At 64.9% G+C, this 25,688-nt stretch carries 24 protein-coding genes; 11 read left to right on the top strand and 13 right to left on the bottom strand.

Features of this window, described 5'->3' with window-relative positions:
- Window positions 1-71 precede the first annotated feature (71 nt).
- On the top strand, window positions 72-980 hold the full coding sequence (locus tag LCM4577_RS06790) for a hydrogen peroxide-inducible genes activator (protein WP_071070360.1): 909 nt from the start codon (window positions 72-74) through the stop codon (window positions 978-980).
- 47 nt (window positions 981-1,027) lie between these two features.
- Here LCM4577_RS06790 and LCM4577_RS06795 read toward each other — a convergent pair whose 3' ends face one another.
- From LCM4577_RS06795 to hisS, 6 genes are all read right to left on the bottom strand, one after another.
- Entirely contained in the window at window positions 1,028-2,131 is a 1,104-nt protein-coding gene (locus LCM4577_RS06795) for a calcium:proton antiporter (protein ID WP_071070362.1), read from the bottom strand.
- Window positions 2,132-2,214: 83 nt separating this feature from the next.
- The gene (locus tag LCM4577_RS06800) at window positions 2,215-2,838 is read right to left on the bottom strand and encodes a poly-gamma-glutamate hydrolase family protein (RefSeq protein WP_071032655.1); all 624 of its coding nucleotides are present in this window, start codon (window positions 2,836-2,838) and stop codon (window positions 2,215-2,217) included.
- Between the two features lie 10 nt (window positions 2,839-2,848).
- The gene (locus tag LCM4577_RS06805; RefSeq protein ID WP_071070364.1) at window positions 2,849-4,615 is read right to left on the bottom strand and encodes an AMP-binding protein; all 1,767 of its coding nucleotides are present in this window, start codon (window positions 4,613-4,615) and stop codon (window positions 2,849-2,851) included.
- Between the two features lie 241 nt (window positions 4,616-4,856).
- Window positions 4,857-5,555 (bottom strand): ATP phosphoribosyltransferase, encoded by a 699-nt coding sequence (hisG, locus tag LCM4577_RS06810; RefSeq protein ID WP_071032653.1) that lies wholly within the window; start codon window positions 5,553-5,555, stop codon window positions 4,857-4,859.
- Complete coding sequence (locus tag LCM4577_RS06815) at window positions 5,552-6,670, bottom strand: ATP phosphoribosyltransferase regulatory subunit (protein ID WP_040990688.1); 1,119 nt, start codon at window positions 6,668-6,670, stop codon at window positions 5,552-5,554. The genes hisG and LCM4577_RS06815 overlap by 4 nt, the downstream gene beginning before the upstream one ends.
- Window positions 6,671-6,844: 174 nt before the next feature.
- The gene (hisS, locus tag LCM4577_RS06820) at window positions 6,845-8,437 is read right to left on the bottom strand and encodes a histidine--tRNA ligase (protein WP_071070366.1); all 1,593 of its coding nucleotides are present in this window, start codon (window positions 8,435-8,437) and stop codon (window positions 6,845-6,847) included.
- Window positions 8,438-8,752: 315 nt separating this feature from the next.
- Between hisS and LCM4577_RS06825 the strand changes: the two genes are divergently transcribed.
- Together LCM4577_RS06825 and LCM4577_RS06830 are read left to right on the top strand one after the other, a co-directional pair.
- Complete coding sequence (locus LCM4577_RS06825; protein WP_244508236.1) at window positions 8,753-8,989, top strand: hypothetical protein; 237 nt, start codon at window positions 8,753-8,755, stop codon at window positions 8,987-8,989.
- Between the two features lie 26 nt (window positions 8,990-9,015).
- Window positions 9,016-9,399, top strand: coding sequence for a hypothetical protein (locus LCM4577_RS06830; protein WP_041008916.1), 384 nt, complete (start codon window positions 9,016-9,018; stop codon window positions 9,397-9,399).
- A 124-nt stretch (window positions 9,400-9,523) separates the two neighbouring features.
- Here LCM4577_RS06830 and LCM4577_RS06835 read toward each other — a convergent pair whose 3' ends face one another.
- Window positions 9,524-10,162 carry a DNA-3-methyladenine glycosylase I gene (locus LCM4577_RS06835; RefSeq protein ID WP_071033141.1) on the bottom strand — a complete coding sequence of 213 codons (639 nt, stop codon included), beginning with the start codon at window positions 10,160-10,162 and terminating at the stop codon, window positions 9,524-9,526.
- Between the two features lie 213 nt (window positions 10,163-10,375).
- Between LCM4577_RS06835 and LCM4577_RS06840 the strand changes: the two genes are divergently transcribed.
- Window positions 10,376-11,116 carry a L,D-transpeptidase gene (locus LCM4577_RS06840; protein WP_071070368.1) on the top strand — a complete coding sequence of 247 codons (741 nt, stop codon included), beginning with the start codon at window positions 10,376-10,378 and terminating at the stop codon, window positions 11,114-11,116.
- A gap of 365 nt (window positions 11,117-11,481) precedes the next feature.
- Complete coding sequence (locus tag LCM4577_RS06845) at window positions 11,482-12,402, top strand: bifunctional 5,10-methylenetetrahydrofolate dehydrogenase/5,10-methenyltetrahydrofolate cyclohydrolase (protein WP_071070370.1); 921 nt, start codon at window positions 11,482-11,484, stop codon at window positions 12,400-12,402.
- Here the strand turns inward: LCM4577_RS06845 and glcF are convergent, their stop codons facing one another.
- The 4 genes from glcF to LCM4577_RS06865 all read right to left on the bottom strand — a co-directional run bounded on the left by glcF (window position 12,403) and on the right by LCM4577_RS06865 (window position 18,282).
- Complete coding sequence (gene glcF / locus LCM4577_RS06850; protein ID WP_041009985.1) at window positions 12,403-13,731, bottom strand: glycolate oxidase subunit GlcF; 1,329 nt, start codon at window positions 13,729-13,731, stop codon at window positions 12,403-12,405.
- Window positions 13,732-13,741: 10 nt separating this feature from the next.
- Entirely contained in the window at window positions 13,742-14,947 is a 1,206-nt protein-coding gene (locus LCM4577_RS06855) for an FAD-binding protein (protein WP_071070372.1), read from the bottom strand.
- A gap of 220 nt (window positions 14,948-15,167) precedes the next feature.
- Complete coding sequence (locus LCM4577_RS06860; protein ID WP_041004369.1) at window positions 15,168-16,664, bottom strand: FAD-linked oxidase C-terminal domain-containing protein; 1,497 nt, start codon at window positions 16,662-16,664, stop codon at window positions 15,168-15,170.
- A 295-nt stretch (window positions 16,665-16,959) separates the two neighbouring features.
- Window positions 16,960-18,282 carry a DUF3422 family protein gene (locus tag LCM4577_RS06865; RefSeq protein ID WP_071070374.1) on the bottom strand — a complete coding sequence of 441 codons (1,323 nt, stop codon included), beginning with the start codon at window positions 18,280-18,282 and terminating at the stop codon, window positions 16,960-16,962.
- A 207-nt stretch (window positions 18,283-18,489) separates the two neighbouring features.
- Here LCM4577_RS06865 and LCM4577_RS06870 point away from each other — a divergent pair, with 207 nt between their 5' ends.
- The 3 genes from LCM4577_RS06870 to LCM4577_RS06880 are packed head-to-tail and all read left to right on the top strand — an operon-like array spanning window position 18,490 to window position 21,278.
- Window positions 18,490-19,293, top strand: a complete 804-nt coding sequence (locus tag LCM4577_RS06870) for a FadR/GntR family transcriptional regulator (RefSeq protein WP_071070375.1) — start codon at window positions 18,490-18,492, stop codon at window positions 19,291-19,293.
- A gap of 21 nt (window positions 19,294-19,314) precedes the next feature.
- Window positions 19,315-20,451 carry an alpha-hydroxy acid oxidase gene (locus tag LCM4577_RS06875; protein ID WP_071070377.1) on the top strand — a complete coding sequence of 379 codons (1,137 nt, stop codon included), beginning with the start codon at window positions 19,315-19,317 and terminating at the stop codon, window positions 20,449-20,451.
- 59 nt (window positions 20,452-20,510) lie between these two features.
- On the top strand, window positions 20,511-21,278 hold the full coding sequence (locus LCM4577_RS06880; RefSeq protein WP_071070379.1) for a metallophosphoesterase: 768 nt from the start codon (window positions 20,511-20,513) through the stop codon (window positions 21,276-21,278).
- A 145-nt stretch (window positions 21,279-21,423) separates the two neighbouring features.
- Here the strand turns inward: LCM4577_RS06880 and LCM4577_RS06885 are convergent, their stop codons facing one another.
- Together LCM4577_RS06885 and LCM4577_RS06890 are read right to left on the bottom strand one after the other, a co-directional pair.
- The gene (locus LCM4577_RS06885; protein ID WP_263481599.1) at window positions 21,424-21,555 is read right to left on the bottom strand and encodes a hypothetical protein; all 132 of its coding nucleotides are present in this window, start codon (window positions 21,553-21,555) and stop codon (window positions 21,424-21,426) included.
- A gap of 293 nt (window positions 21,556-21,848) precedes the next feature.
- Entirely contained in the window at window positions 21,849-22,547 is a 699-nt protein-coding gene (locus tag LCM4577_RS06890; protein WP_071070381.1) for a type 1 glutamine amidotransferase, read from the bottom strand.
- A gap of 87 nt (window positions 22,548-22,634) precedes the next feature.
- Between LCM4577_RS06890 and LCM4577_RS06895 the strand changes: the two genes are divergently transcribed.
- From LCM4577_RS06895 to LCM4577_RS06905, 3 genes are all read left to right on the top strand, one after another.
- Window positions 22,635-23,282 (top strand): hypothetical protein, encoded by a 648-nt coding sequence (locus LCM4577_RS06895; protein ID WP_071070383.1) that lies wholly within the window; start codon window positions 22,635-22,637, stop codon window positions 23,280-23,282.
- A 31-nt stretch (window positions 23,283-23,313) separates the two neighbouring features.
- The gene (locus tag LCM4577_RS06900) at window positions 23,314-24,048 is read left to right on the top strand and encodes a 16S rRNA (uracil(1498)-N(3))-methyltransferase (protein ID WP_071032640.1); all 735 of its coding nucleotides are present in this window, start codon (window positions 23,314-23,316) and stop codon (window positions 24,046-24,048) included.
- A gap of 206 nt (window positions 24,049-24,254) precedes the next feature.
- The gene (locus LCM4577_RS06905) at window positions 24,255-25,628 is read left to right on the top strand and encodes a glutamate--cysteine ligase (RefSeq protein ID WP_071070385.1); all 1,374 of its coding nucleotides are present in this window, start codon (window positions 24,255-24,257) and stop codon (window positions 25,626-25,628) included.
- Window positions 25,629-25,688: the final 60 nt, after the last annotated feature.

Here is a 25,688-nt window from a genome sequence, read left to right on the forward strand (position 1 = left end):
CGATTCCAGACTAGGCCGGCTTGCCGATAAAGACAAATTGCCTTTCCTGTTTCATTTGATAGGATTTTCTTATGATTGGCCTCACCGTCCGACAGATGCAATATTTCGACGCGCTGGCGCAGACGCTGCATTTCGGCCGCGCGGCAAAACTTGCCGGCGTCAGCCAGCCGGCCCTTTCCGCGCAGATCGCCGAGATGGAAGAGCGGCTGAACTGCCTGTTGTTCGAGCGCGGCGGCAAGACGGTGCGCATGACCGACGAGGCGCTTGCCCTGCAGCCGCGTATCGAGCGCATTCTGGCCGACATACGTGACGTCGAGACGACGGCCCGGCGCGGCCGCCCGAGCATGGAAGGGCGCTTCCGGCTTGGCATCATCCCGACCGTCGCGCCTTACCTCCTGCCGCATGTGCTGCCGGAGCTGAAGAAGCACTACCCTTCGCTCCAGCTCGAACTGCGCGAGGCGGTGACCGCATCGCTGGTCGAGGATGCGACGTCCGGCCGGCTCGACGCTTTCATCGCTGCCTTGCCGCTCGATCAGCCGGCGATCGTCACCGAAGGGCTTTTTCCCGACCGCTTCTTCCTAGCCGTTCCCGCCGGTGACCCGGCCTTCGCCTCGCCGCCGGTGCCGCCCGAGAGTCCCGCGCTCGAGCGGCTGATGCTCTTGGAGGAAGGCCACTGCCTGCGCGAGCAGGCTTTGGCCGTCTGCGGCAATGTGCGGCCTGTGGCGATGGCAAGCTATGGCGCGACCAGCCTCACCACGCTTTTGCAGATGGTGGCGCATGGGTTGGGGGTGACGCTGGTGCCGGAAATGGCGGCAAGTGCCGCCGGCGTCATGCCGGACCTGAGGATCGTGCCCTTCCAGGAGCCGATGCCGCAGCGCATGATCTGCATGGCCTGGCGGAAGAACAAGGTGCGCCAGGACGAGTGCGTGGAACTGGCGCGGATCATACGCGGGCTCGATCGGGCGGTGCTGGCGGCGTGAGGCGCCCTTCGAGGCTTCTCTGCGCCCAATGGCCGGCCTGCAACCATTCACGGCACGAAGATCAGAAATACATAGGTGAAAAACACCACGACATGGACCATGCCGGTCAGGAACGTCGTTCTTTCGGTGCTGAAGCTCACGCTGCATATGAAAAGCGCCAGCACCAGAAGCACGGCGTCCGAGGCCGGCAGCCCCAGGGTCAGTCCCCTGCCCGTCAGCAGGCTGGCGGCCGCGACCGCCGGTATCGTCAAACCGATGGTGGCGCAGGCCGAGCCCATCGCGACGTTCAGGCTGCGCTGCAGCTCATTCCTGAACGAGGCGCGGATCGCCGAGATGGACTCGGGCATCAAAACCAGTGCCGCGATCAATGCCCCCACAATGCTGTCGGCCTGGGTCACCTGGTAGGCGGCGAGCGCATCCTCCACACTCGCGGCGACCTGMTCGGCGAGCAGGACAATGCCGATGAGGCCGCTCAACAGCAGCAGGGCGCTGATGGAGATGCTGTCGCCGGAGACTGTTCGCATCGGAACGTCATGTGCCTGCCCCTGGACGAAATCCTCCCGGTGCCGGACGGTCTGGGCGAACACGAAGCTCGCATAGAGCAGCACCGAAAGGACGCTAACGAACCCAAGCTGAGCCGCCGAAAACGTGCCGGGATCCGTGGCCCGGGTGTAGGTCGGTAGAATAAGCGTCATCACGGTCAGCGCGATCAGAACCGACAGGTAGGCGCTGGTCCCTTGCCGGACGATCGCCTGCTTGCGATAGCGCCAGCCGCCAAGCGTGAGGCAGATGCCGACAACGCCGGTGGAAGTGATCATCACCGTCGAGAAGACGGACTCGCGCGCCAGGGTCGGGTTGTTCTCTCCATGCAGCATCATGGAGACGATGATCGACACTTCGATCGCCGTCACCGCAAAGGTCAGCACCAATGTTCCGTAGGGCTCGCCCACGCGCCGGGCCAGCGCCTCGGCATGGTCGAGCACCACGAAAATGGTGATGAACATGATGGCGCTCGACAGCGCCCCAACGATTATCCTGGCGTTCAGCGACCCTTCGTCGACCGAAATGCCGCTGGCCCTTACCGCGAGAGCCATCGCCAGCGCGGCCAACGGCATCGTGTAGGACGTCACCGACCGGGYATAACCAGTCATTCAAGCCCCCGAACGCCCATGCGTTCTCGTGAATTTAGCTGAAAAGCGCGTGGGGGACACCYCTCACGGGCATCTTAAAGCATTCAAAGTGTGATTGAGGATTGGCCACCATTTCTGGCGTCGAATGCCTCGATCGCCGCGCGAACCGCCCCGCAGAATCTTTCCAGAAGTTCCGGCTCGTTCCCCAGTCGGCGGCGCAACGAGAATGGCACTTCCAACTGTGCTCCCTTCCCCGTTAGTCCGCGGTTGACGATGTTCGAATCCTGGATGCCTGGAAAGGGATGGTTGTCCTTTTGCGTCTGAAAGCCGGCTTCCTGCAAGCGCCAGGCTATCTCCGAAATCAACGCGGCGTCCTTGCCGCCCAGGTAGACTGTCGAGGGATCGTCGCGATCCTGACGGCCGTGGATGGCGACGACGGTGGACTTGGTCCGCAACAGGTCCAGCGCGGTTGCCTCGTCGAAGTTCCTGGACGTGATGTGCAGCTCCCGGTTGCTTTCCGGCATAAGCCCTTCAAAGCAATACATATCGAGATCGTTCCCCGCTATCGTCTCGGTGATCAGCGAGGTGCGGGGCTCGATCTTGCCGCCGTGTGGGGCCATGACGATCGCACCGCCGGTTCGCGCGCCGCGCCGGATGACGATGCGATAATCTATGTTTTCGATTTTGGCGGCTTTCAGCGCCGCGAAATTTGGAAACTCGTTGTCCATAAATGCCGTTTTACGCCGTCTTCTGCGCCACCAGGCCCAATTCCTCCACCATCGCCGCGCGCATCAGGAATTTCTGCGGCTTGCCGGTCACCGTCATCGGCAGCTCCGTGCGGAAGCGGATGTAACGCGGCACCTTGTAGTGCGCGATCTGGCCGGCGCAGAAGGCCTTGATCTCCTGCTCCGTCGCTATCTGGCCGGGCTTGAGCACGACCCAGGCGCAGAGCTCCTCGCCGTATTTGGCGTCCGGAATGCCGAAGACCTGCACTTCCTTGATCTTGGGATGACGATAGAGGAATTCCTCGACCTCGCGCGGGTAGACGTTCTCGCCGCCGCGGATCACCATGTCCTTCACCCGGCCGACGATGTTGCAATAGCCCTCGGCGTCGATCGTCGCGAGATCGCCGGTGTGCATCCAGCCGTCGGCGTCGATCGCCTCGCGGGTCTTGTCGGCGTCGTCCCAATAGCCCTTCATCACCGAATAGCCGCGCGTGCAGAGCTCGCCCGGCTCGCCAACCGCCACCGTGGCGCCGTCGGCCGCGATCGCCTTGACCTCGACGTGCGGGTGGATGCGGCCGACGGTGGAGACGCGCTTTTCCAGCGGGTCGTCGACGCTGCTCTGGAAGGAGACGGGGCTGGTCTCGGTCATGCCATAGGCGATGGTCACCTGGCTCATGTTCATCAGCGATACCACCTTCTTCATCACCTCGATCGGGCACGGCGAGCCGGCCATGATGCCGGTGCGCAGGCTGGAGAGGTCAAAGCTGGAAAAATCGGCATGGTCGAGCATGGCGACGAACATGGTCGGCACGCCATAGAGGCCGGTGCAACCCTCCTGCGCGACCGCCTTCAGCGTCGCGCCGGCGTCAAAACCTTCGCCCGGGAAGACCATGGTCGCGCCCTTCGACACGCAGCCCATCGTGCCCATCGACATGCCGAAACAGTGATAGAGCGGCACGGGGATGCAGAGCCGGTCGTCGACGGTGAGTTTTATGGCCGAGGTGACGAAATTGCCATTGTTGACGATATTGGAATGCGTGAGCGTCGCGCCCTTTGGCGCTCCCGTGGTCCCGGACGTGAATTGGATGTTGATGGCGTCGCCGGGCTTCAGGCTCTCGGTGATGCGGTCGAGCTTGTCGTAGTCGTCGCGCGCGGCGGTGGCCAGCACGTCGCCGAAATTGAACATGCCGGGCGAATTGTCGTCGCCCATGCGGATGACGATCTTCAGCGCCGGCAGTTTCTTAGCCTTGAGCTTGCCGGGCTCCGCCTTGGCGATCTCCGGCGCCAGCGTTTCGATCATGCCGAGATAGTCGGACGTCTTGAATTGGGCGGCGGTCACGAGTGCCTTGCACCCGACCTTGTTGAGGGCAAATTCGAGCTCGGTCAGCCGGTAAGCCGGGTTGATGTTGACCAGGATCAGGCCGATGCGCGCGGTGGCGAACTGCGTCACCAGCCATTCCCAGCGGTTCGGCGACCAGATGCCGACGCGGTCGCCCTTTTCCAGGCCGAGCGCCAGGAAGCCGGCGGCCAGGGCGTCGACAGCATCCGACAGCTCGCTCCAGGTGAAACGCTTGTCCTGGCCGACGAAGACGGCGGCGTCGAGCGTCGAGTATCTGCTCACCGTTTCGGAGAACAATTCAGGGATGGTCTTGTCGAGCAGCGGCGCCGAGCGGTCGCCCGATACATGCGCCTTGCCGCCCAGCGGAGCGATGAAGGTGCCGCCGGCGCCGCGCCCGCGCAGATTGGTGGCGTTCATGAGCTCGTCGAGTTTGATCGCCATCGCCGTCTCCTCCCGGGATGATTGAGCCTATCAGCCTGCTGGGCTGGAGGAAATCCGCCAAAGGTCCCCCTCCTCCTTGAGGGAGGACAATCGCATAAGGCGCTCCCCCTCACCCAGCCTCCGCTTCGCTCGGCTGACCTCTCCCCGAGGGGAGAGGAAGCAGTCAGCGCCGGCGCCAACCTCTTCTCCCCTCGGGGAGAAGGTGGCCGCGAAGCGGCCGGATGAGGGGGCAGCGCCGACGCTATCCCGCTATTGCTGACATTTTCGCGGCAATGTCGCGCACCTGCGCCTCGTCGGCTGCATCTCGGGACTTCTTCGACGCCACCAGACAGGCCTGCGACTTCAGGATCGTGCCGTCGCCCAGCACCTTGAGGTGGTTGGCGCGCAGCGTCGAGCCGGTGGTGGTGATGTCGACGATGACGTCGGCAAGGCCGGCGGCCGGCGCGCCTTCGGTGGCGCCGAGGCTTTCGACGATGCGGTAGACCTGGATGCCGTGCTTGAGCGAAAAGAACTGCTGCGTCAGCCGCCAGTATTTGGTGGCGATCCTAAGCCGCCGACCATGGCGCTGGCGGAAATCGGCAGCGACGTCGTCGAGATCGGTCATGGTATCGACATCGAGCCAGATGTCGGGCACCGCCACCACGACATCGGCATGGCCGAAGCCGAGGCGCGCGACGATCTCGGCGCGCGCTTCCCAGTCGGCGAGGTTCTCGCGCAAGAGGTCCTCCCCGGTGATGCCGAGATCGACCGCGCCCTGGCCGATCTCGCCGGCGATCTCGGACGCGGACAGGAAGGCCACCTCGACATTGTCGAGGCCATCGATGCGGGCGCGGTATTTGCGGTCGTCCTCAGGCAAGGCGACAGCCAGGCCGGCTTTGGCCAGCACTTCCAGCGACTGCTCCTTGAGACGGCCTTTCGAGGGGATCGCCAGCGTGATCATTTCGCGCTCTCCCGCTGGGCTTCGATACGGTCGAGCCAGACCGAAAAGCCGACGCCCGGAATTGGCTTCTTGGCGCCGAGCAGCGTCAGCAGCCGGTCGTAGCGGCCGCCGCCGACCAGCGGGCGGTCGCCATCACCCGCGGCAATCTCAAAGACCAGGCCAGTGTAATAGTCGAGCGGGCGGCCGAAGGCGGCGTCGTAGCGGATTTGCGCCGCGGACAGGCCATGCGCCTCGATCGCCCTGGCGCGGGCGGCGAAATTCTCCAGCGCCGGTCCCAGCGACAGGCCGGCATCGGCGGCGAATTTTTCCAGCGCCGCGGTCGCGCCGTCGAGCGCGACGTCGATCCCGAGAAAACCCTTGAGCGCCGAGAAGGCGTCGTCGGACAGCCGCACGCTGCGCAGCTGCGCCTTCTCGATCAGCCGGCGCGCGATGTCGGCCGGGGCGCGGCCGGACGATGCCGACAACCCGGCTTCCTCCATGCCTTCGGCAATATGCGCGGCAAGGCCTTCCGCATCGCCGTCGAGCGCCAACAGGGCGACCGGACCGGAGAGCTGGCTGTTGCGCGGCGGGTTGGCGAGATCGGCAAGGGCCGCTTCCAGCATAGGCGCCGAGCCGAAGGCGCGCGCGAGCCGCATACGCCAGCCGCGCGGCAGGCCGAGCGCCGCCAGCACCGCCTCGAACAGGGTCTGATCGCCGAGCGTGATGGCGAGCTTCCGTCCGGGCAACACAAGCGAGAGCAACGCATGCGCGTCGGCCAGCGAGCGAGCGTCGGCGGCGGCCGTGTCGCGATCGCCGAGATCCTCGATGCCGGCCTGGAAGAACTCGTTGCCGCCGTCGCGGCGCTGACGGAACACTTCGCCGAGATAAGAGTAGCGGCGCGGCGTTCCGGCCTGGCTGGCGATGTGGTCGAGGCAGACGGGAATGGTGAATTCGGGCCGCAGGCACAGCGTCTTGCCGGTCTCGCTTTCGGTCAGGAAGATGCGGCGGCGCAGGTCCTCCCCCGCCATGTCGAGGAACGGATCGGCAGGTTGCAGCACAGCGACTTCGACGGCGTGCGTGTCGCGGGCGGCGAAGAGTTTCGTGATGTCGGTGGCGATGGCGGGACGGGAGGTCATAAAGCGCCACCTCCCCTTCTCCCCTTGTGGGAGAAGGTGGATCGGCGCGCAGCGCCGAGACGGATGAGGGGTGCTGGAAGGAATGAGACGCTGGCGTTCCCCGGAACACCCCTCATCCGACCGAGCTTCGCTCGGCCACCTTCTCCCACAAGGGGAGAAGGGGAGGTCGGCGCCCTATCGGCCACGTGCCCGCTCCTCGGCCTGCGCCGCGAGTATCTTCTTCACCTCGCCAACCAGCTCGCTCTCCGCCACTGTCACCTGCGCCGGGCGTGCCGCCCGCCACTCGGCATTGTCGGTGATCTCGGCCGACATGCGCGCGCCTTCGATCAGGTCCTTGATCTGCACCTCGCCCCTGGCGCGCTCGTCGCCGCCCTGGATGATGGCGACCGGGCTGCCGCGGCGGTCGGCATATTTCAGCTGCGCCTTCATGCCGGCGCCGCCGAGATACATTTCGGAGCGGATGCCGGCGGCACGCAGATCCGCGACCATCTTCTGGTAGCGGCCGAGGCTTTCGGTGTCCTTGTCCATGACCAGCACGACGACCGGGGCGATGACATCGGAGGTATCGAGCTTGCCGAGGTTCTTCAGCGCCGTCATCAGCCGCGAGACGCCGATCGAGAAACCGGTCGCCGGCACCGGCTCGCCGCGGAAGCGCGAGACCAGCCCGTCATAACGGCCGCCGCCGCCGACCGAGCCGAAGCGCACGATCTGGCCTTCATCGTTGGGGATTTCCGCCAGCAGCTCGGCCTCGAAGACCGGGCCGGTGTAGTATTCGAGGCCGCGCACGACGGAGGGGCTGATCCTGACCCGCTTCGTACCGTATCCGGATGCGGTCAACAACGCTGCGATGTCTCGGAGTTCCTGCAGCCCCTGCCTACCAATCTCCGTTTCCTCTAGAACGTCCTCCCATTCATCAATGGCTAACGCGTTGAGGACTTTGAAGCCCTCTCCCATGTTGGGCGAGGCGTCGTCATCATCTAGGACAACACCGTCGTACTGGGCCGCGTGAATGGAATGAATCCTTTCGGGCCCAAAGACATCAAGCAGCTTCGATATTTGCGCCTCATCGAGTCCGGCACCTTTTGTGAAGTCTCCGCTTTCATCCTTGCGACCCTCGCCCAAGAGAAGGCGAACTCCTTCCGCGCCGAGTTTATCCAGCTTGTCGATGGCGCGCAGTACCTGCAGCCTGCGCCCGGCATCCTCGTCACCTCCAAGACCAATTGCCTCCAGCACGCCGTCCAAAACCTTCCGGTTGTTGATGCGAATGACGTATTGGCCGCGCGGAATACCCAATGCCTCCATCACATCGGCCATCATCATCGCCATCTCGGCGTCGGCGGCGACGCCCGGCGTGCCGATCGTGTCGGCATCGAACTGCATGAACTGGCGGAAGCGGCCGGGGCCGGGCTTCTCGTTGCGGAACACCCAGCCGGAGCGATAACTGCGATAGGGTTTCGGCAGCTTGTCGAAGTTCTCAGCGACGAAACGGGCGGTCGGCGCGGTCAGGTCGTAGCGCAGCGACAGCCATTGGTCGTCGTCATCCTGGAAGGAAAAGACGCCCTCGTTCGGCCGGTCCTGGTCGGGCAGGAACTTGCCCAGCGCGTCGGTGTATTCGATCATCGGCTGGTCGACCGGCTCGAAGCCGTAGAGCTCATAGACCGAGCGGATGGTCGCCATCATCTTCTCGACGGCGCGGATGTCTTCGGCGCTGCGGTCGGCAAAACCGCGCGGCAGCCGCGCTTTCGTCTTTTCGGATTTGTCGGCCATGGGACTTCCAGTCAGTGGTGACTTACTTCGAGCGCGCGTTTCCTAAACGATGCCGCTTGGAGCGGCAAGGGTGGCGACCTCTCCTTCTCCCCTTGTGGGAGAAGGTGGATCGGCGCGATAGCGCCGAGACGGATGAGGGGTGTTCCAGCGGAGTGAGGCGCCGGCTTTCCCTGGAGCACCCCTCATCCGTCGCCTTCGGCGACACCTTCTCCCACAAGGGGAGAAGGAAAAACTGAAACAATTCCGCCACCGGCGCGGCATGCTGCCGACACAATCGGCGGCCATAAAGCGCGCCGAAACAAGGGGTTCGGGGCCATGATGACGGCTGACGACATCATCGAGAGCGGCAGATCGGCCGGGCTGCGGCCCGCCGGGGTGTCGACGCTGAAGCCGGCGCAGCAGCCGGCGGGACCGTTCGAAGTTCCGACGCAGACACGTAAGCCGACGGCGCGCGACGCGCTGGTGACCGGCCTGCTGGTGATCTACCCGGCCTTCGCGGCCGTGGCGGCCATCATTGCCGGGCTGTTCCTGACCGGGGCCGGCAGCCTCTGACTTCACTCAACGATCGGGGGATCATCATGCAGCTGCAATTTGCGTGCGCGCTTGCCGGCGCGCTGGTCATTGGCGCGACCGGCGCGGCCAACGCCTGCCAGCCGGGCGATGCCCGTCTTGCCGGCCACTACTATCTGAACGGCGTCATGGAGGTCGGTTCCGAACTGCTGTTGAAGAAAGACGGCAGCTTCGAATTCGCGCTCGCCTATGGCGCGAATGACCAGTACGGCAAGGGCTGTTGGGTGAGGAAGGGCCCGACGGTCGAGGTCATCCCGGCCGGCCGCAGCTCCGCCTCCACGCATCACACACCGGACGATCGCGGCTTCAGCGGGCTGGTGCTGACGGTGTCCGGCTCCAGCCTGATCTGGGACATCAACGGCAGCGGCCATAAGGGCCGGTTCGAGAAGTGAGAGCTTACCCTCCCCCTTGTGGGGAGGGTCGACGCGCAGCGTCGGGGTGGGGGTCAGGAAGACTCTTCTACCCCCACCCGCGCCTTCGGCGCGACCTCCCCACAAGGGGGAGGTAGGAGTGACGCTACCTCGGCCTTTTGAGTTTCTTGCGCTCCGTCTCCACCTCCGCCCTGCAGTAGCAGCCTTCGAGATGGTCGTTGACCAAGCCCATCGCCTGCATGAAGGCGTAAACCGTGGTGGGGCCGACAAAGCTCCAGCCACGCTTCTTCAGTTCCTTCGAAATCCTGACCGACACCGCCGTCGTCGGATTGGCGCGCAGATGCGCCAGGTCGACGATTTCGGGACGCTCCTGCGGACCCGGCTCGAACTTCCAGAACCAGGCCGCCAGCGAGCCGAACTCGTCCACCATCTCGCGGGCGCGCTTGGCGTTGTTGATGGTCGAGACGATCTTGCCGCGATGGCGGATGATGCCGGCATTGCCAAGCAGGCGCTCGACATCCGCGTCGGTGAACCCCGCCACCTTGTCGAAGTCGAAGCCAGCGAAGGCCTCGCGGAAATTCTCGCGCTTGCGCAGGATGGTCAGCCACGACAGGCCCGACTGGAAGCCTTCCAAGCAGATCTTCTCGAACAGCCGGCGATCGTCCGTTACCGGACGGCCCCATTCATGGTCGTGGTAATGGAGATAATCCGGCAGGTTGCCGTGCCAGAAGCAGCGCGCCTTGCCGTCGGGGCCATCGAGAATGCCGGCATTTTCAGTTGCCATCGTCAGCAAATCCATCCGTTAACGCGCTTCAGCGCAGCTTTTACCGTGGCTTTACCAGATTCCTGAACCGCCCGGTAACCACACCAAAAGGTTTACTGACAAGTGAGCATTTTACGCATTCCGATTCATGTTTTGCTTGCCGCTCCGCGCCAAGGATCGCGAAACCGAGGGCGCCCTCTTAGCCCCGGATGAGTTCGATCAAGGTGCGTTCCGATGAAGACAGCGTTTTGTTCCCTGCTCGGCGCGGCGGCCATTCTTGTCGCCGGCGCCACGACTTCGCTTGCCAATGACCGCTATGCCGACATGCCGCCGGTCATGGTGAGCCCCGACCTTTCGGCGCCCTGGGTGCTGCAGCTTGGTCACGCGCCGGGCATCGTGCGCCCGACCCGGCAGGCGACGCGGCAGCCGCTGCAGCGCCTGTTCCAGGCGCAGCCCGACCGGCAGAAGACGGCGGCCGTGCAGCAGCCGGCCAAGCGCATTGTGACGCGGCCGCAGATCAACCCGATCTACCTGCCGCAGGAAGTCGCCTATGACGGCCCGGCGAAGCCCGGAACCATCGTCATCGATACCCACCAGAACTTCCTCTACCTGGTCGAGAAGAACGGCAAGGCGCGGCGCTATGGCGTCGGCACCGGCAAGCCCGGTTTCGAATGGTCGGGCACGCACAAGATCACCGACAAGAAGGTGTGGCCGGACTGGCGGCCGCCGGCGGCGATGATCAAGCGCGAGGCCGCCAAGGGCCGCTATTTGCCGACCTATCTCGCCGGCGGCATCGAGAACCCGCTCGGCGCCCGCGCGCTCTATCTCGGCACCACCGAATACCGCATCCACGGCACCAACCAGCCCTGGACGATCGGCGGCGCGGTGTCTTCCGGCTGCATCCGCATGCGCAACGAGGATGTCGTCGACCTTTACGAGCGCGTGAATGTCGGAACCACGGTCGAGGTGATATAGTCGCAGCGAATCAGCCGGTTAGACGGCGCAGCACTTTTCTTCCGCTGCTGTTGCCGCCAAGTCATAGTGCGATCCTGCGGGATGTGCTTAAACCGGTGCCAGAGTTTACGGGGGACGGGCCGTGTGGGGATACGGCCGGTCGCAAAGGGCAGCGCGGGCAACCGCGCTGCCTTTTGGTTTTTGAGTTTTCCTTTGACGCATGGCGCGGCAAGTCGCCCCGAAAGCAGGCGGTTTCGCTTTCGGGGCTGATTTCCCGGCGCGCCTCTGCTATTGCAGCGCACAAATCCTGATCGTCACGCAATTCCGGACGCAACGCCGCTTACGCGCTTCGTTCTTAAATTGCTTCAGAAGGCAGAGGTGACGCCATGACCCGAACCGACGACAGCCGCTACCTGAAAGGCGGCCCGGTCGCCCAGCGCATCATCGCTTCGGTGCGCGAGGATGCGGCGATCGCCACGGCCGAAGGTTTCCCGCCGAAGCTGGTCTCGATCACCGTTGGCGACACCGACGCCGTCGACGTCTATGTGCGCAACCAGCGCGCCAAGGCAGCCCTTGCCGGCATCGGCTTCGAGGAGCGGCGCTTCGCCGCCGACATCACCGCCGGCGAGCTGGAGGCCGCCATCCACGGCCTCAACGCCGACCCGCGCGTCACAGGCATCATCATCCAGCGGCCGGTGCCTGCGCATATCCCGATCAAGACGTTGCAAGCGGCGGTGCATCCGCTGAAGGACGTCGAAGGCATGCACCCGGCCTCGATCGGCAACATCGTCTACAACCAGCTCGACCTGGCGCCCTGCACGGCGGCGGCCTCGGTCGAGCTGCTCAAGGAAACCGGCCTCGATCTCCAGGGACTCGAAGTGGTCGTCGTCGGCCATTCCGAGATCGTCGGTAAACCGATCGCCTTCCTGTTGATGAGCGAGGGCGCGACGGTGACGGTCTGCCACCACATGACGCGCTCGGTCGCGGCGCATGCGCGCCGTGCGGACGCGCTGTTCGTCGCGGTCGGCAAGCCCAGGCTGATCAAGGCCGACATGGTGAAGCCGGGCGCCGCCGTCATCGACATCGGCATCAACTCCGAGATCGGGCCCGACGGCGAAACCCGCATCGTCGGCGACGTCGACACCGACAGCGTCAAGGAAGTGGCCTCGTGGATCACGCCGGTGCCGGGCGGCGTTGGCCCGCTCACCGTTGCTATCCTGCTGCGCAACACCATGGTGGCGCTCAACCGCCAGCGCGCGCTTTACCGCGCGAGCTATGGCGTGCCGGATCAGATCGCGGCGGAGTAGTTATTCGGCAGCGATCAAACCGGTGTCGGAAACACCTTCCGGCTTCGGGCCGCCATAGGCCCAGTCCAGCAGCTTGATCGTGTGCACCACCGGCAGTTTGGCGGCGGACGCAATCTGGGTGATACAACCGATATTGCCGGTGGCGACAATTGAAGCGCCGGTCGCCTCGATGTTTTTCACCTTGCGGTCGCGCAGCTTGGCCGAGATCTCGGGCTGCAGGATGTTGTAGGTGCCGGCCGAGCCGCAGCACAGATGCCCCTCGCGCGGCTCGCGCACGACGAAGCCCGCCTTGGCGAGCAACTCCTTCGGCTGACGCGTTATCTTCTGTCCGTGCTGCATCGAGCAGGCCGAGTGATAGGCGACGACCGTGCCTGGCTTGCGCACCGGCTCGGGCAGGTCGAGCGAGGCCAGATATTCGGTGACGTCCTTGGCCAGCGCCGAGACCCGCACCGCCTTTTCGGCATAGGCCGGATCGAGACGCAGCATGAAGCCGTAATCCTTGATCGTGGTGCCGCAGCCGGACGCGGTGATGATGATGGCGTCGAGGCCGCCCTTCTCTATCGCGCGCGTCCAGGCGTCGACATTCTGTCTTGCTGAAGCGAGCGCCTGATCCTCGCGGCCCATGTGATGGACGAGCGCGCCGCAGCAGCCCTCGCCTGCGGGCACCACGACCTCGACGCCGAGCCGTGTCAGCAGCGAGATGGTGGTGTCGTTGATGGCCGGGTCGAGCACCGATTGCGCGCAGCCGGTGAGGATGGCGACGCGGCCGCGTTTCTTGGTCCCCTGCCCGGCATGCGTGCCAGGCGAAGCCAGCGGCGATGCCGGCGGGATCGACGCGGGTGCGAGCTTCAGCATGGCCGCAACTGGCTTCAGCGCCGGCAGTTTGTCGAACAGGCCGATGAACGGACGGCCGAGCCCAGCGAGCTTGAGCACGGCGCGGAAGCGGCTCGGGTAAGGCAGTACGGCAGCCAGCATGGCGCGGGTCAGCCGGTCGAGCAGCGGCCGCTTGTAGGTCTCCTGGATATGGGCGCGGGCATGGTCGACCAGATGCATGTAGTTCACGCCGGAGGGGCAGGTCGTCATGCAGGCGAGGCAGGACAGGCAGCGGTCGATATGGGTGACGATCTCCTTGTCCGCCGGCCGGCCGTTCTCCAGCATGTCCTTGATGAGATAGATGCGGCCGCGCGGCGAATCCAGCTCGTTGCCCAGCGTCACATAGGTCGGGCAGGTGGCGGTGCAGAAGCCGCAATGCACGCATTTGCGCAGGATCTTTTCCGATTCCGCGACATGCGGGTCGGCAAGCTGCGCGGCTGAGAAGTTGGTTTGCATCGCGTTTGCTCTAAGCCATGCGGCCGGGGTTGAGAATCTGCTTGGGATCGAACTCGGCCTTGAGTCGCGCCGACAGCGCGGCCAGATGCGGCGGCTGCGGTTCGAACACCGGTAGCGCCGCGCGATGCGGTGCGGACGCGCGCACCAGGGTCGCATGGCCGCCGCCATATTTGCGGATCAAGCCGCGCAGCAAATCAGCCTCGGGATCGTCCTCGCGCATCGACAGCCACACCAAGCCGCCCTGCCAGTCGTAGAAGGCGTCGACCGCCGCCTGCATGCGCAGCGCCATCACCATGTGATGCGCCTGTGACGGCGCCATCGACACGCGCCATACCGGCCGCGTGCCGCCATCGGCGAAAGGCCGGCAATCGCGGATGTCGCGCCAAATCGTCTTCGACGCCTCGCCGGCGATCTCTTCCAGCGGCCCGGCCTTGCCGAGCAATTTGCGCAACGCCTCGATGCGATAGACCACCGATGGGCCAAACCCCTCGACGCGCAGCAGCGTGGCGGCATCGCTGCCGTGCTTGCCGCCGGCGACCCGTGCGGCGATGCGCTCCGGCAGATGCGCGGCGCTCGACACTTCGGCGCTGGAGCCCAGCGCCAGCGCCATGGCGGCGACCGCGGCATCGTCGAGCAGGCCGCGAATGGCCAAGGTCACTTCGGTTTCCGCGGCTGGCAGCACCTTGAAGGTGACGTCGGTCAGCACCGCCAGCGTGCCCCAGCTGTTGGCCATCAGCTTGGAGAGGTCGTAGCCGGTGACGTTCTTGACGACGCGCCCGCCCGACTTGAACGCCTCGCCGCGGCCCGACACCGCCGATATGCCGAGGATATGGTCGCGTGCCGCACCCGCCTTGAGACGGCGCGGGCCGGAGAGGTTCGAGGCCAGCACGCCGCTAATCGTGCCCCTGCCTGGCGCGCCGCCGAGCAGCGGGCCGTAGTCCATCGGCTCGAAGGCGAATTGCTGGCCGTTTTCGGCAAGCAGTTGCTCGATTTCGGCGAGCGGCGTGCCGGCCTTGGCCGAGAGCACCAGCTCTGCCGGCTCATAGAGAGTGACGCCGGTGAGCTTCGAGAGGTCGAGCGTGTGTTCGGTCTGCAGCGGACGACCGATGCCCCGCTTTGAGCCGTGGCCGAGGGTTTCCAGCGGCGATTCCTCCGCTGCCGCCCATTGGATGGTGGAGAGGACCTCGGCCGATGTGGATGGGGTGAAGGTGGTCATGGGAATGACATGCGCTCGAATGCAGAAAGGCCGAGTTCCTTCACACCCCCCTCTGTCCTGCCGGACATCTCCCCCGCAAGGGGGAGATCAGATGTCGCCTGGGCTTTCGCCAATCGCCAACGTCGGCGGGAAGGCGGGGCGCCAAAGCTGCTAATCTCCCCCCTTGCGGGGGAGATGTCCGGCAGGACAGAGGGGGGTGTTCAAGCGCCAGCATAGCCACTCAAAACCTCGGAATATCCGGAAACGCCACCTGTCCCCGATGCACATGCATCCTTCCCAGCTCCGCGCAGCGGCGCAGTTGGGGAAAAACCTTGCCCGGGTTGAGCAGGTGGTTGGGGTCGAAGGCGCATTTGACGCGCATTTGCTGGTCGAGGTCGATCTGGTTGAACATTTCCGGCATCAGGTCGCGCTTCTCGACGCCGACGCCGTGCTCCCCGGTCAAGACGCCGCCAACCTCGACGCAAAGCCGCAATATGTCGGCGCCGAAGCTTTCGGCCTTGTCGAGCTCGCCCGGCACGTTGGCGTCGTAGAGGATCAGCGGATGCAGATTGCCGTCGCCGGCATGGAAGACATTGGCGACGCCGAGGCCGTATTTCTCGGAGAGATCGCGCATGCCGGCAAGCACCCGCGGCAGTTCCTTGCGCGGGATGGTGCCGTCCATGCAGTAATAGTCCGGCGAGATGCGCCCGACGGCCGGGAAAGCCGCCTTGCGGCCGGCCCAGAAGCTCAGCCGCTCCTGCTCGGATTGCGAGATGCGGCAGGTGGTCGAGCCGTTGCGGTAGGCGATCGCCTCGACGAGGCCGATCAGATGGTCGACCTCGACGCTCGGCCCGTCGAGCTCGACGATCAGCAGCGCCTCGACATCGAGCGGATAGCCGGCATGGACGAAATCCTCCGCCGCGTGGATCGCCGGGCGGTCCATCATCTCCATGCCGCCGGGGATGATGCCGGCTCCGATGATGTCGGCGACGCACTGGCCGCCCTCCTCGCTGGTCGGAAAGCCGATCAGGAGCGCGCGCGCCGTCTCCGGCTTCTTCAATATGCGCACCGTGACCTCGGTGACGACGCCGAGCAGGCCTTCGGAGCCGGTCATGACGCCGAGCAAATCGTAACCTTCCTGGTCGAGATGGCCGCCGCCGAGGCGCACCACCTCGCCATTCATCAGCACCATCTCGATGCCCAGCACATTGTTGGCGGTGAGCCCGTATTTCAGGCAGTGCACGCCGCCGGAATTCTCCGCGACGTTGCCGCCGATCGAGCAGGCGATCTGGGAGGATGGATCGGGGGCGTAGTAAAAGCCCTCCTGCTCGACGGCGGTGGTGATGCCAAGATTGGTGACGCCCGGCTGGGCGACGACGATGCGGTTCGGGTAATCGATCGCCAGGATGCGGTTGAAGCGGCTCATCACCAGCAGCACCGCGTCCTCGAGCGGCAGCGCGCCGCCCGACAGCGAGGTGCCGGAGCCGCGCGGCACGACGCGGATGTTGCGCTCGTTGCAGTATTTCAGGACGCGCGAGACCTGCGCCACCGTTTCCGGCAGCACCACGACCAGCGGCAGCTGCCGGTAGGCGGTCAGGCCGTCGCTTTCGAAGGCGCGCATTTCATGGGCCGCGTCGACGACCCCCTCGCCCGGCACGATGATGCGCATGTCGGCGACGATCTCGGCGCGCCGGCGCATCGTCTCGGCATCTGGCTTGGGCATGGCTAGGCCGGACATCGGTCATCTCGCTTGACTGGTCAAAATCTTTTACCAGCCTGACGGTTTTGTTGCAAACACTGCTTTGGTCGCATCGGGCGGCGAGCGTAACGCCAAGCTTCCGCAGCGGCAATCTGCCGCTACGCTCGGATCTCCCCCTTGAGGGGGAGATGGCCGCGAAGCGGTCAGAGGGGGTCGTCTAACGTAGATCGCCGACGTCTTCTGTCGTCAAGGAAGGCGCCGGCGCTCCACGCGCGGCGACCCCCTCTGTCGCCTTCGGCGACATCTCCCCCTCAAGGGGGGAGATTACTTACTCTTACTCGCCCGGATGCTTCGCCGGCTCGGAATGCGTTTTGCGCACCCGGCGCACGCCCCACCACACAAGCAGGATGGCGACCGGCACGGAGGCCGCGGTGACGACTTCGGGCGCGAAAGCGTGACCGAAGATCGAGGCGCCCTTGGCGACATAGCCGATGAGGCCGACGACATAATAGGACACGGCGGCCACCGACAGGCCTTCCACGGTCTGCTGCAGGCGCAGTTGCAGCCGGGCGCGGTTGTTCATCGAGGCGAGCAGGTCACGGTTCTGCTTCTCGACATCGACATCGACCCAGGTGCGCAGCAGAGTGGTGGCGCGGGTGAGTTTTCGCGACAGGTTGGCCTGGCGCTCCTCGACCGAGCGGCAGGTGCGCATGGCCGGCGCCATGCGGCGCTGCAGGAAACCAGCCCAGGTGTCATAGCCTTGCACCGGCTCCTCTTCCAGCGCCCCTAGCCGTTCGGTGACGATGCCGTCATAGGCGCGGCTGGCGCCGAAACGGTAGAGGCTCGACGCGGCGTCGGCCTCCAGCTCGGCGGCGAGCTCGGTGAGATCGGCGAGCAGCGTCTGGCTGTCGCGGGTCTCGACCGCCTTCATCTCCAACGTGGTCTGGGCCAGGCGGTCCTCGATGCGACGAGCGCGGCCGGACAGCGTCAACGCCATCGGCAGGCCAAGCATGGCGAGCGTCCGGTAGGTCTCGATGTCGATCAGCCGCTGCGACAAGGCGCCGGTGCTGGCCGGCGTCAGGCCGCGGTCGAGCACCAGCATGCGCGTCAGGCCGTCGCCGTCCTGGCGGAAGTCGGTGACGATGGCGGCGGCGCCCCGCTCGACCAGCGAATAGCACAGGCTGGTCGGATCGAAGCCGGCGATCAGCTTTTCGCTCGCCTGCGTCCATTTGCGGATTTCAAGGCGGATGCCGGAAATCACGGTGCCTGGGGGCGAGAAGCCGTTGCCGAAGGGTGAATCCTCCTGCCCCCGCCCATTCTCGGCCAGCGGCCCTTCCCAGAGATAGGTCGAGAATTCGGTATGCCGCTCCCAGCGCAGCGTGCCCTTGCCCCATTTCATGGCATGATGGCGCGCATTGCGCTCGGGCGCGGCGATGCCCAGCCGCCGCGATAGTTCCGAGAGCACCGCATGGTCGACCGCGGCGCCGCCTTCGGTCATGAAGGAAAGCTGGATCAGCACGCGCGGTTTTTCGATCAGCGGGTGCGGGCGGGCATGGACCTCGCCCAGCGCGCCAGGTCGCCCCTCATGCGCCGGGAAGCCCATCACGCTGCCTTGCGCGCGCGGCTGGAATTCAAGCTTGGACGTCTCGTCCGACACGGCTGGTCCCCCTGGTTTCGACCCATCGTGCAATCCGGTCGTCTTGCGGCAATAGGCGGGACGCGTAAACAGCAAATATTGGCATTCGGGGACGGTGACGCGCGGCAGGCGATGCAACCGGCGTGGGCGAATTGGATAAATAATTTGACCAGTTGGCGGCGGACGCTTTAATCTGCGCGACCTTCATCCCGTTCTCCAGGCGCCCCTTTGAGCGACATTTTCTCCAGGATCGAGCATTCGCGCACCGCCGACGAGGTGGTCCAGCAGATCGAGAGCCTGATCCTCGAAGGCGTGCTGCGCACCGGCGACCGGCTGCCGGGCGAGCGCGAGCTGGCGCGCCAGTTCGACGTGTCGCGGCCGATCCTGCGCGATGCGCTGAAGGCGCTGGAGGGGCGCGGTCTGCTCACGACCAAGGCCGGCGGCGGCACGTATGTCGCCGACGTCATCGGCCAGCTCTTCACAAAGCCGGTGACGGACCTGATCTCCACGCACCGCAAGGCGGTGACCGACTATCTGGAATACCGGCGCGAGATCGAGGCGGTGGCGGCCGAGTTTGCGGCGCGGCGGGCGACGCCCGAAGATCTGGCGCTGCTCGACCGCATCATGGCGCGCATGGACGAGGCGCACCGGACCGGCGATTTCGACGACGAGGCGGAAATCGACATCGAGTTCCATCACGCGGTGTGCGAATGCGCGCACAACATGATCCTGCTGCACACGCTGCGCTCCTGCTACCGGCTGCTGTCGGAGGGTGTGTTCCAGAACCGGCTTCTGGTGTTCAGCGTGCCCGGCGCGCGCGAGGCGCTGCTCGAGCAGCACCGGGCGATCCATGYCGCGATCAAGGCCGGCGATCCGACGGCGGCGCGCAAGGCGGCGATGGACCACATCACCTATGTCGAGCGCTCGATGGCGGAAGCCGAGCGCAGCGGAGACTGGCAGCGGGTGTCCAGGTTGCGCCTCAGGCAACGCTCGGAGGCCGGCGACATCGAACCCACACGAAAACGCTCCTAAGCAAATTTAGCAGGGACCACCATGAGCGAAATCCTCACCATCGCCGACCTTAAGGACCTGGCACGCCGCAGGGTGCCGAAGATGTTCTTCGACTATGCCGATTCCGGCGCCTGGACGGAGAGCACCTACCGGGCCAATGAAGAGGATTTCGGCAAGATAAAATTCCGCCAGCGCGTGCTGGTCGACATGAGCAACCGCTCGCTGGAATCGACCATGATCGGCGAGAAAGTGGCGATGCCGGTTGCGCTTGCCCCGACCGGGCTGACCGGCATGCAGCATGCCGATGGCGAGATGCTGGCGGCGCAGGCAGCGGAAGAATTCGGCGTGCCTTTCACGCTGTCCACCATGAGCATCTGCTCGATCGAGGATGTCGCCTCGGCGACCAAAAAACCGTTTTGGTTCCAGCTCTATGTGCTGCGCGACAAGGACTTCGTGCTCAACCTGATCGACAGAGCCAAGGCGGCGAAATGCTCGGCGCTTGTGCTGACGCTCGACCTGCAGATCCTGGGGCAGCGCCACAAGGACGTGCGCAACGGGCTCTCGGCGCCGCCCAAGATGACGCTTGCCAATATCCTCGACCTGGCGCTGAAGCCGCGCTGGTGCCTGGGGATCGCCGGCACGCCGCGCCGCACCTTCCGCAACATCGTCGGCCACGCCAAGGGTGTCGGAGACGTCTCCTCGCTGTCCTCCTGGACGACGGAGCAGTTCGATCCGCACCTGTCGTGGAAGGACGTAGCCTGGATCAAGGAGCGCTGGGGCGGCAAGCTGATCCTGAAGGGTATCCTTGACAAGGAGGACGCGCTGATGGCGGCCGAGACCGGAGCGGACGCGATCGTGGTCTCCAATCATGGCGGGCGCCAGCTCGACGGCGCTGCCTCCTCGATCTCGGTGCTGGAGGAAATCGCCGATGCGGTCGGCGACAGGATCGAAGTCCACATGGACGGCGGCATCCGCTCCGGCCAGGATGTGCTGAAGGCGCTCTGCCTCGGCGCCAAGGGCACCTATATCGGCCGGCCGTTCCTTTACGGCCTCGGCGCGATGGGCAAGGACGGCGTCACCAAGGCGCTCGAAATCATCCGCAAGGAGATGGACATCACGCTGGCGCTCTGCGGTAAGCGTCTGGTAACCGACATGGGCAAGGACCAGTTGCGGCGCTAGGCCTTATTCACCGATCCGCCCTAGTTTCCCGTGATCAACGAAACGGGAAGACGCTCGCCTTGACTGAGACCGGCATCCATTATCTCGACGCGCGCGGGCCGGACGGCATGCGGCTCTACGCCATCGGCGATGTGCATGGCCGGCACGACCTGCTCGCCGCCATGCACCGGCGCATCGAAAGCGAACTGGAATATGCGCCCGCCTCCGACTGGCGCATCATCCATCTTGGGGACTATGTCGATCGCGGACCGGATTCAAAGAGCGTCATCGACTTCCTGATCGAGGCGCAGAAACGCGATCCGCGCAACATCATGCTCGCCGGCAACCACGACATCGGCATGCTCGAATTCCTGGCCGATGGCGAGCCGGACGGCCTGTTCATGAACTACGGCGGCGTGCAGATGGCGCAGTCCTATGGCGTGGATCTTCTGCGCGACGCCCACTGGTACGGCAAGGCGGAGGCGATCGCGCGCGGACACGCCGCGCTGACGAAAGCGGTGCCGCGCAGCCATGTCGACTTCCTGCAATCGCTGACGTTTTCGGCGACCTTCGGCGACTTCTTCTTCTGCCATGCCGGGATAAGACCGGGCGTGCCGCTCGACCGCCAAGACCAGCAGGACCTGATCTGGATCCGCGACGCCTTCCACGACCACCCAGGGCTTTTTTCCAAGGTGATCGTGCATGGGCACACGCCCGTCCCGGAAGCCGAGGTGAAGGCCAACCGCGTCAATGTCGACACACTCGCCTGGAAATCGGGAACGCTGAGCGCGCTGGCCGTCAATGGCGGCGACAAACGCATCGTCACCGTCCAGGGAAAAGCGCTTTAAAGCATGTCTCCCGAAAGTGGGAACCGGTTTCCGGTAAAGACATGCGTAGAATCAAAAACCTAAAGCGCATGGAGCGAATCTGAAAGATCGCGACGCGCTTTAGGCGCGCTCCCGGCGCGGGCGAGCTTCCGATTTTTGATTGGGCTTAGTTCAGCGAGGCGGTGACGCCATAGCCGTCAACGGCCCGGTGATTGGTCGCTGCATCGGCGGCATAGATGCCCAGGCCGCAGAGCACGATGGCAGACAGCATGACAAAAGACAGGAGAGCTGCTTTCACGGACGTCATCTCTGGTTAAGCTTTCTGCATCTGGGCACGAGGCGGTTACCAATGCGTTGAAACGATAAAATGCGTCTCAATGTTTCGACGATTTCGCGCTTCTAAGCAGATTCTGTATCGCCGGTGTGTCGGCTGGATCACACAAAAGGTTCATGGCGGTTGCACCGACGATACAAAGCGCGCCCTCTTAGGCGAGCGGCCGGACACAAACCAAGAAAGAAGAATGTTGTCCCCAAGCGGAAACCCGCGGGCGTGCCAATTATGCCACGCTTCGCCGATCAGGGATTGGATGTTCAGATCGTGGCCACCCAAGCGCGGGCTATCGCCAATCCGGCGGCGTCGGCGTCGGCGCCATTGCGGGCCAGTTCGTCGTCGAAGCGTTCGTTCCAGTCGGGATGGCGCTCGGCAATCGTTGCCGCGAAGGACGTGCTCCAGTCGCGCACCATCGGCGTATCGGCCTCGAAGTGGAACTGGAAACCATAGACGGCGCGGCCGAGGCGGAAAGCCTGGTTTTCGGCGACCGCGCTGCCGGCGAGCCGCACGGCGTTTTCGGGCAGCGCGAAGGTGTCGTCATGCCATTCGAAGATCGGAAATTTTTCGGGCAGCGCCGCCAGCACCGGGTCCGACTTGGCGGCCGGTGTCAGCGAGACTTTGTGCCAGCCGAACTCGGTGGCGCCGCCGATGTGGTTGTCGCCGCCGAACGCACGGGCAAGAAGTTGGCTGCCGAGGCAGATGCCGAGCACCGAGCGGTCCTTATCGGCGAAATCGCGCGTCAGTTCGAGAAGCGCCGGGAAATAGGGATAGTCCTCGTCGGCCAGCGCATTCTGCCCGCCGCCCAGCAAAACCATCGCATCATGCCCGCTTGCATCCTGCGGCAACGGATCGCCCTGATAGGGACGCCGCAGGTCGAGATCGGCGCCCGCTTCGGCCAGAGCGGCGCCGACCTGACCAAGGCCGGTATTGTCGTAATTCTGGACCACCAGCACACGCATCGAGAATCCTGCTGACATGAAAACGCTGGGGCGAGCGATATCATGCGGCCCGTATTTCAGCCAAGATGCGGATCGAGAGAGAAAGCTATGCCACTGCAGAACCGGGTCGACCCCTTCGGCGCCATCCATGCCGTGCCGGAACGCGGCCTGTTCACCGGCAATCGCGGCATCATCCATGATCCGGAGACCCGGACGCTGCTGAAGAAGCGCTGGGCCTTGCCGGCCTGGATCATCTGCGTCTGCGCGTTCCGCAACGTGCGGCGTGAGCCGATGGGCCGCAACAGGCCGGGCGGCAAGGCCGGTTGGACGGAGCTGTTCTTCCTCGACGAGGTGACCGCCCTGGCCGCCGGCCATCGGCCCTGTTTCTTCTGCCGGCGCGAGCGGGCGACCGATTTCGTCGGCCGCTTCGGCGAGGCGTTCGGCATCGATGAGCCGCGCGCGCCGATGGTCGACAAGCGGCTGCACAAGGAACGGCTGGCTTCGGGTGGGCAGCCGCCTAGTGTGCTCGTGGAAGGCCTCAACAGCTTGCCTGACGGCTCGATGATTGCCAGTGGCGATACTGCCTATGCGATCCGCGCCGGCAAGGCACTCGAATGGTCGTTCGCGGGCTATGCCGCTCCCCTGCCCTTCGAGCGCCTGGCAGGACAGAAGCTGCGGATGCTGACACCGGCCACCAGTGTTTCCGTATTGAAGCATGGTTTCACGCCGGTCTGGCATCCCAGCGGCGATACTTGACGACAGTCAACGCCTCGCCCATTCCTCAACCATGCGCGCCAATTACAAAATGCAGCGGCTGTTCGTGCCGGACGACCTTGGGCCCGGCCTCGAATTCGATGCCGGACAGCAGCAGAGTCACTATCTCGCCCATGTGCTGCGGCTCGGCGAAGGCGCCGAGGTCCTGCTTTTCAACGGCCGCGACGGCGAATGGTCGGCTTCGATCGCCGCGAAGTCCAAGAAGGCGGTGCGGCTGAAGGTGCTTGCGCCGCAGCGGCCGCAACCGCCGCTGCCCGATCTCGTCTATTGCTTCGCGCCGCTCAAGCAGGGCCGGCTCGATTACCTGGTGCAGAAGGCCGTCGAGATGGGCGCAGGCTTGCTGCAGCCGGTGATCACCCAGCATACGCAGGTGGCGAAGCCCGGCATCGACCGGCTGCGCGCCAATGTGGTGGAAGCAGCCGAGCAATGCGGCATACTGGCGGTGCCGGACGTGCGCGAGGCGGAAAAGCTGGAACGGCTTCTCGTCAATTGGGACAAGGAACGGCGGCTGATCTTCTGCGACGAGGATGCCGCGACCAACAATCCGCTGCCGGCCTTGCAAGCGGTCAAAGAGAAGAAACTTGCCCTTCTGGTCGGGCCGGAAGGTGGATTTTCCGAGGAGGAGCGCAAGATGCTGAGGGCTTTGCCTTTCGTCACCGCCATTCCGCTCGGACCCCGCATCCTGCGCGCCGACACGGCGGCGGTGGCGGCATTGGCGGTGATGCAGGCGACGATCGGCGACTGGTGATCAAATCCTGTTGAGGCCTGGCTCAGGATTTTTTGCTTGATCGTCTGCTAACATTTCGTCCATCTAGCGCCGCGGCCGTCCGGCCACTGCAGCACCGCGCCTCCTTTTCGTGGAGCAAAGGCCGCTGTAACACTTAAAAGACTTGCGCAGGACGTCCAGCGGAAATCGGTGCCGGTTTTCGGGGATCATGCGCACGGAGGGGCGAGATGGCGCGCGACACAACCGATACCCAGCCCATCGAAGGCATCGACGAACTCGTCGGCTATCTGGCCGCCGGCAACAAGCCGCGCGAAAAATGGCGCATCGGCACCGAGCACGAGAAATTCCCCTTCTATGTCGACGGCAACGCGCCGGTGCCCTATGGCGGCGAGCGCGGCATCCGCGCCATCCTGGAAGGCATGCAGGAAAAGCTCGGCTGGGATCCGATCATGGATGCCGGCCGCATCATCGGCCTTGTCGAGCCGACCGGCCAGGGCGCGATCTCGCTGGAGCCCGGCGGCCAGTTCGAGCTTTCCGGGGCGCCGCTGGAGTCCATCCACCAGACCTGCCGCGAGGGCAACGCGCATCTGGCGCAGGTGCGCGAGATCGCCGAGCCGCTCGGCATCCGCTTCCTCGGCCTCGGCGGCAGCCCGAAATGGTCGCTGGCCGATACGCCGAAAATGCCGAAGTCGCGCTACGAGATCATGACGCGCTACATGCCCAAGGTCGGCACCAAGGGCCTCGACATGATGTACCGCACCTGCACGATCCAGGTGAATCTCGACTTCGAGAGCGAGACCGACATGCGCCGCAAGATGCAGGTGTCGCTGAAGCTGCAGCCGCTGTCGACGGCGCTGTTCGCCAACTCGCCCTTCACCGAGAGCCGGCCGAACGGCCTGCAGAGCTGGCGCGGCGACATCTGGCGCGATACCGACAACCAGCGCTCCGGCATGCTCGAATTCTGCTTCTCGCCCGATTTCGGCTTCGCTGACTATGTCGAATGGGCGCTCGACGTGCCGATGTATTTCGTGATCCGCGACGGCCACTATCACGACATGACGCGCTACACGTTCCGCCAGTTCATGGCGGGCGCCGCCCGCAACGAGGTCCCCGACGGCCTGCCGACCATGGGCGACTGGGCGAACCATCTCTCCACCTTGTTCCCCGACGTGCGGCTGAAGCGTTTCCTTGAGATGCGCGGCGCCGATGGCGGGCCATGGCGGCGGATCTGCGCCCTGCCCGCCTTCTGGGTCGGGCTGCTCTATGACGAGCAGGCGCTGGACGCCGCCGAGGCGCTGACCGCGAGTTGGACCTACGAGGAAGCGCTGGCGATGCGCAACGCCGTGCCGGAACTGGGCATTGCGGCGCCGTTCCGCAACGCCACCTTGCGCGACGTCGCCCGCGATGTGCTCGCCATCTCGCGCATGGGCCTGAAGAACCGGGCCAAGAAGAACCGCGACGGCTATGACGAGACGTCGTTCCTCAACACGCTCGACGAGGTCGTGGCGCGCGGCACCACCAGCGCCGAGGAGATGCTGTCGGCCTACCACACGCGTTGGGGCGGTTCGATCGAGCCGGTGTTCATGGAGTATGCCTATTAACCCTCCGCCATGCGCCGAGCGGTTGGGCAGCAAAAGCCGCTTCAATCGGTGATGGAAACG

This window comes from Mesorhizobium sp. LCM 4577 (genome assembly GCF_001854795.2).
In the GTDB taxonomy this organism is placed as follows: domain Bacteria; phylum Pseudomonadota; class Alphaproteobacteria; order Rhizobiales; family Rhizobiaceae; genus Mesorhizobium; species Mesorhizobium plurifarium.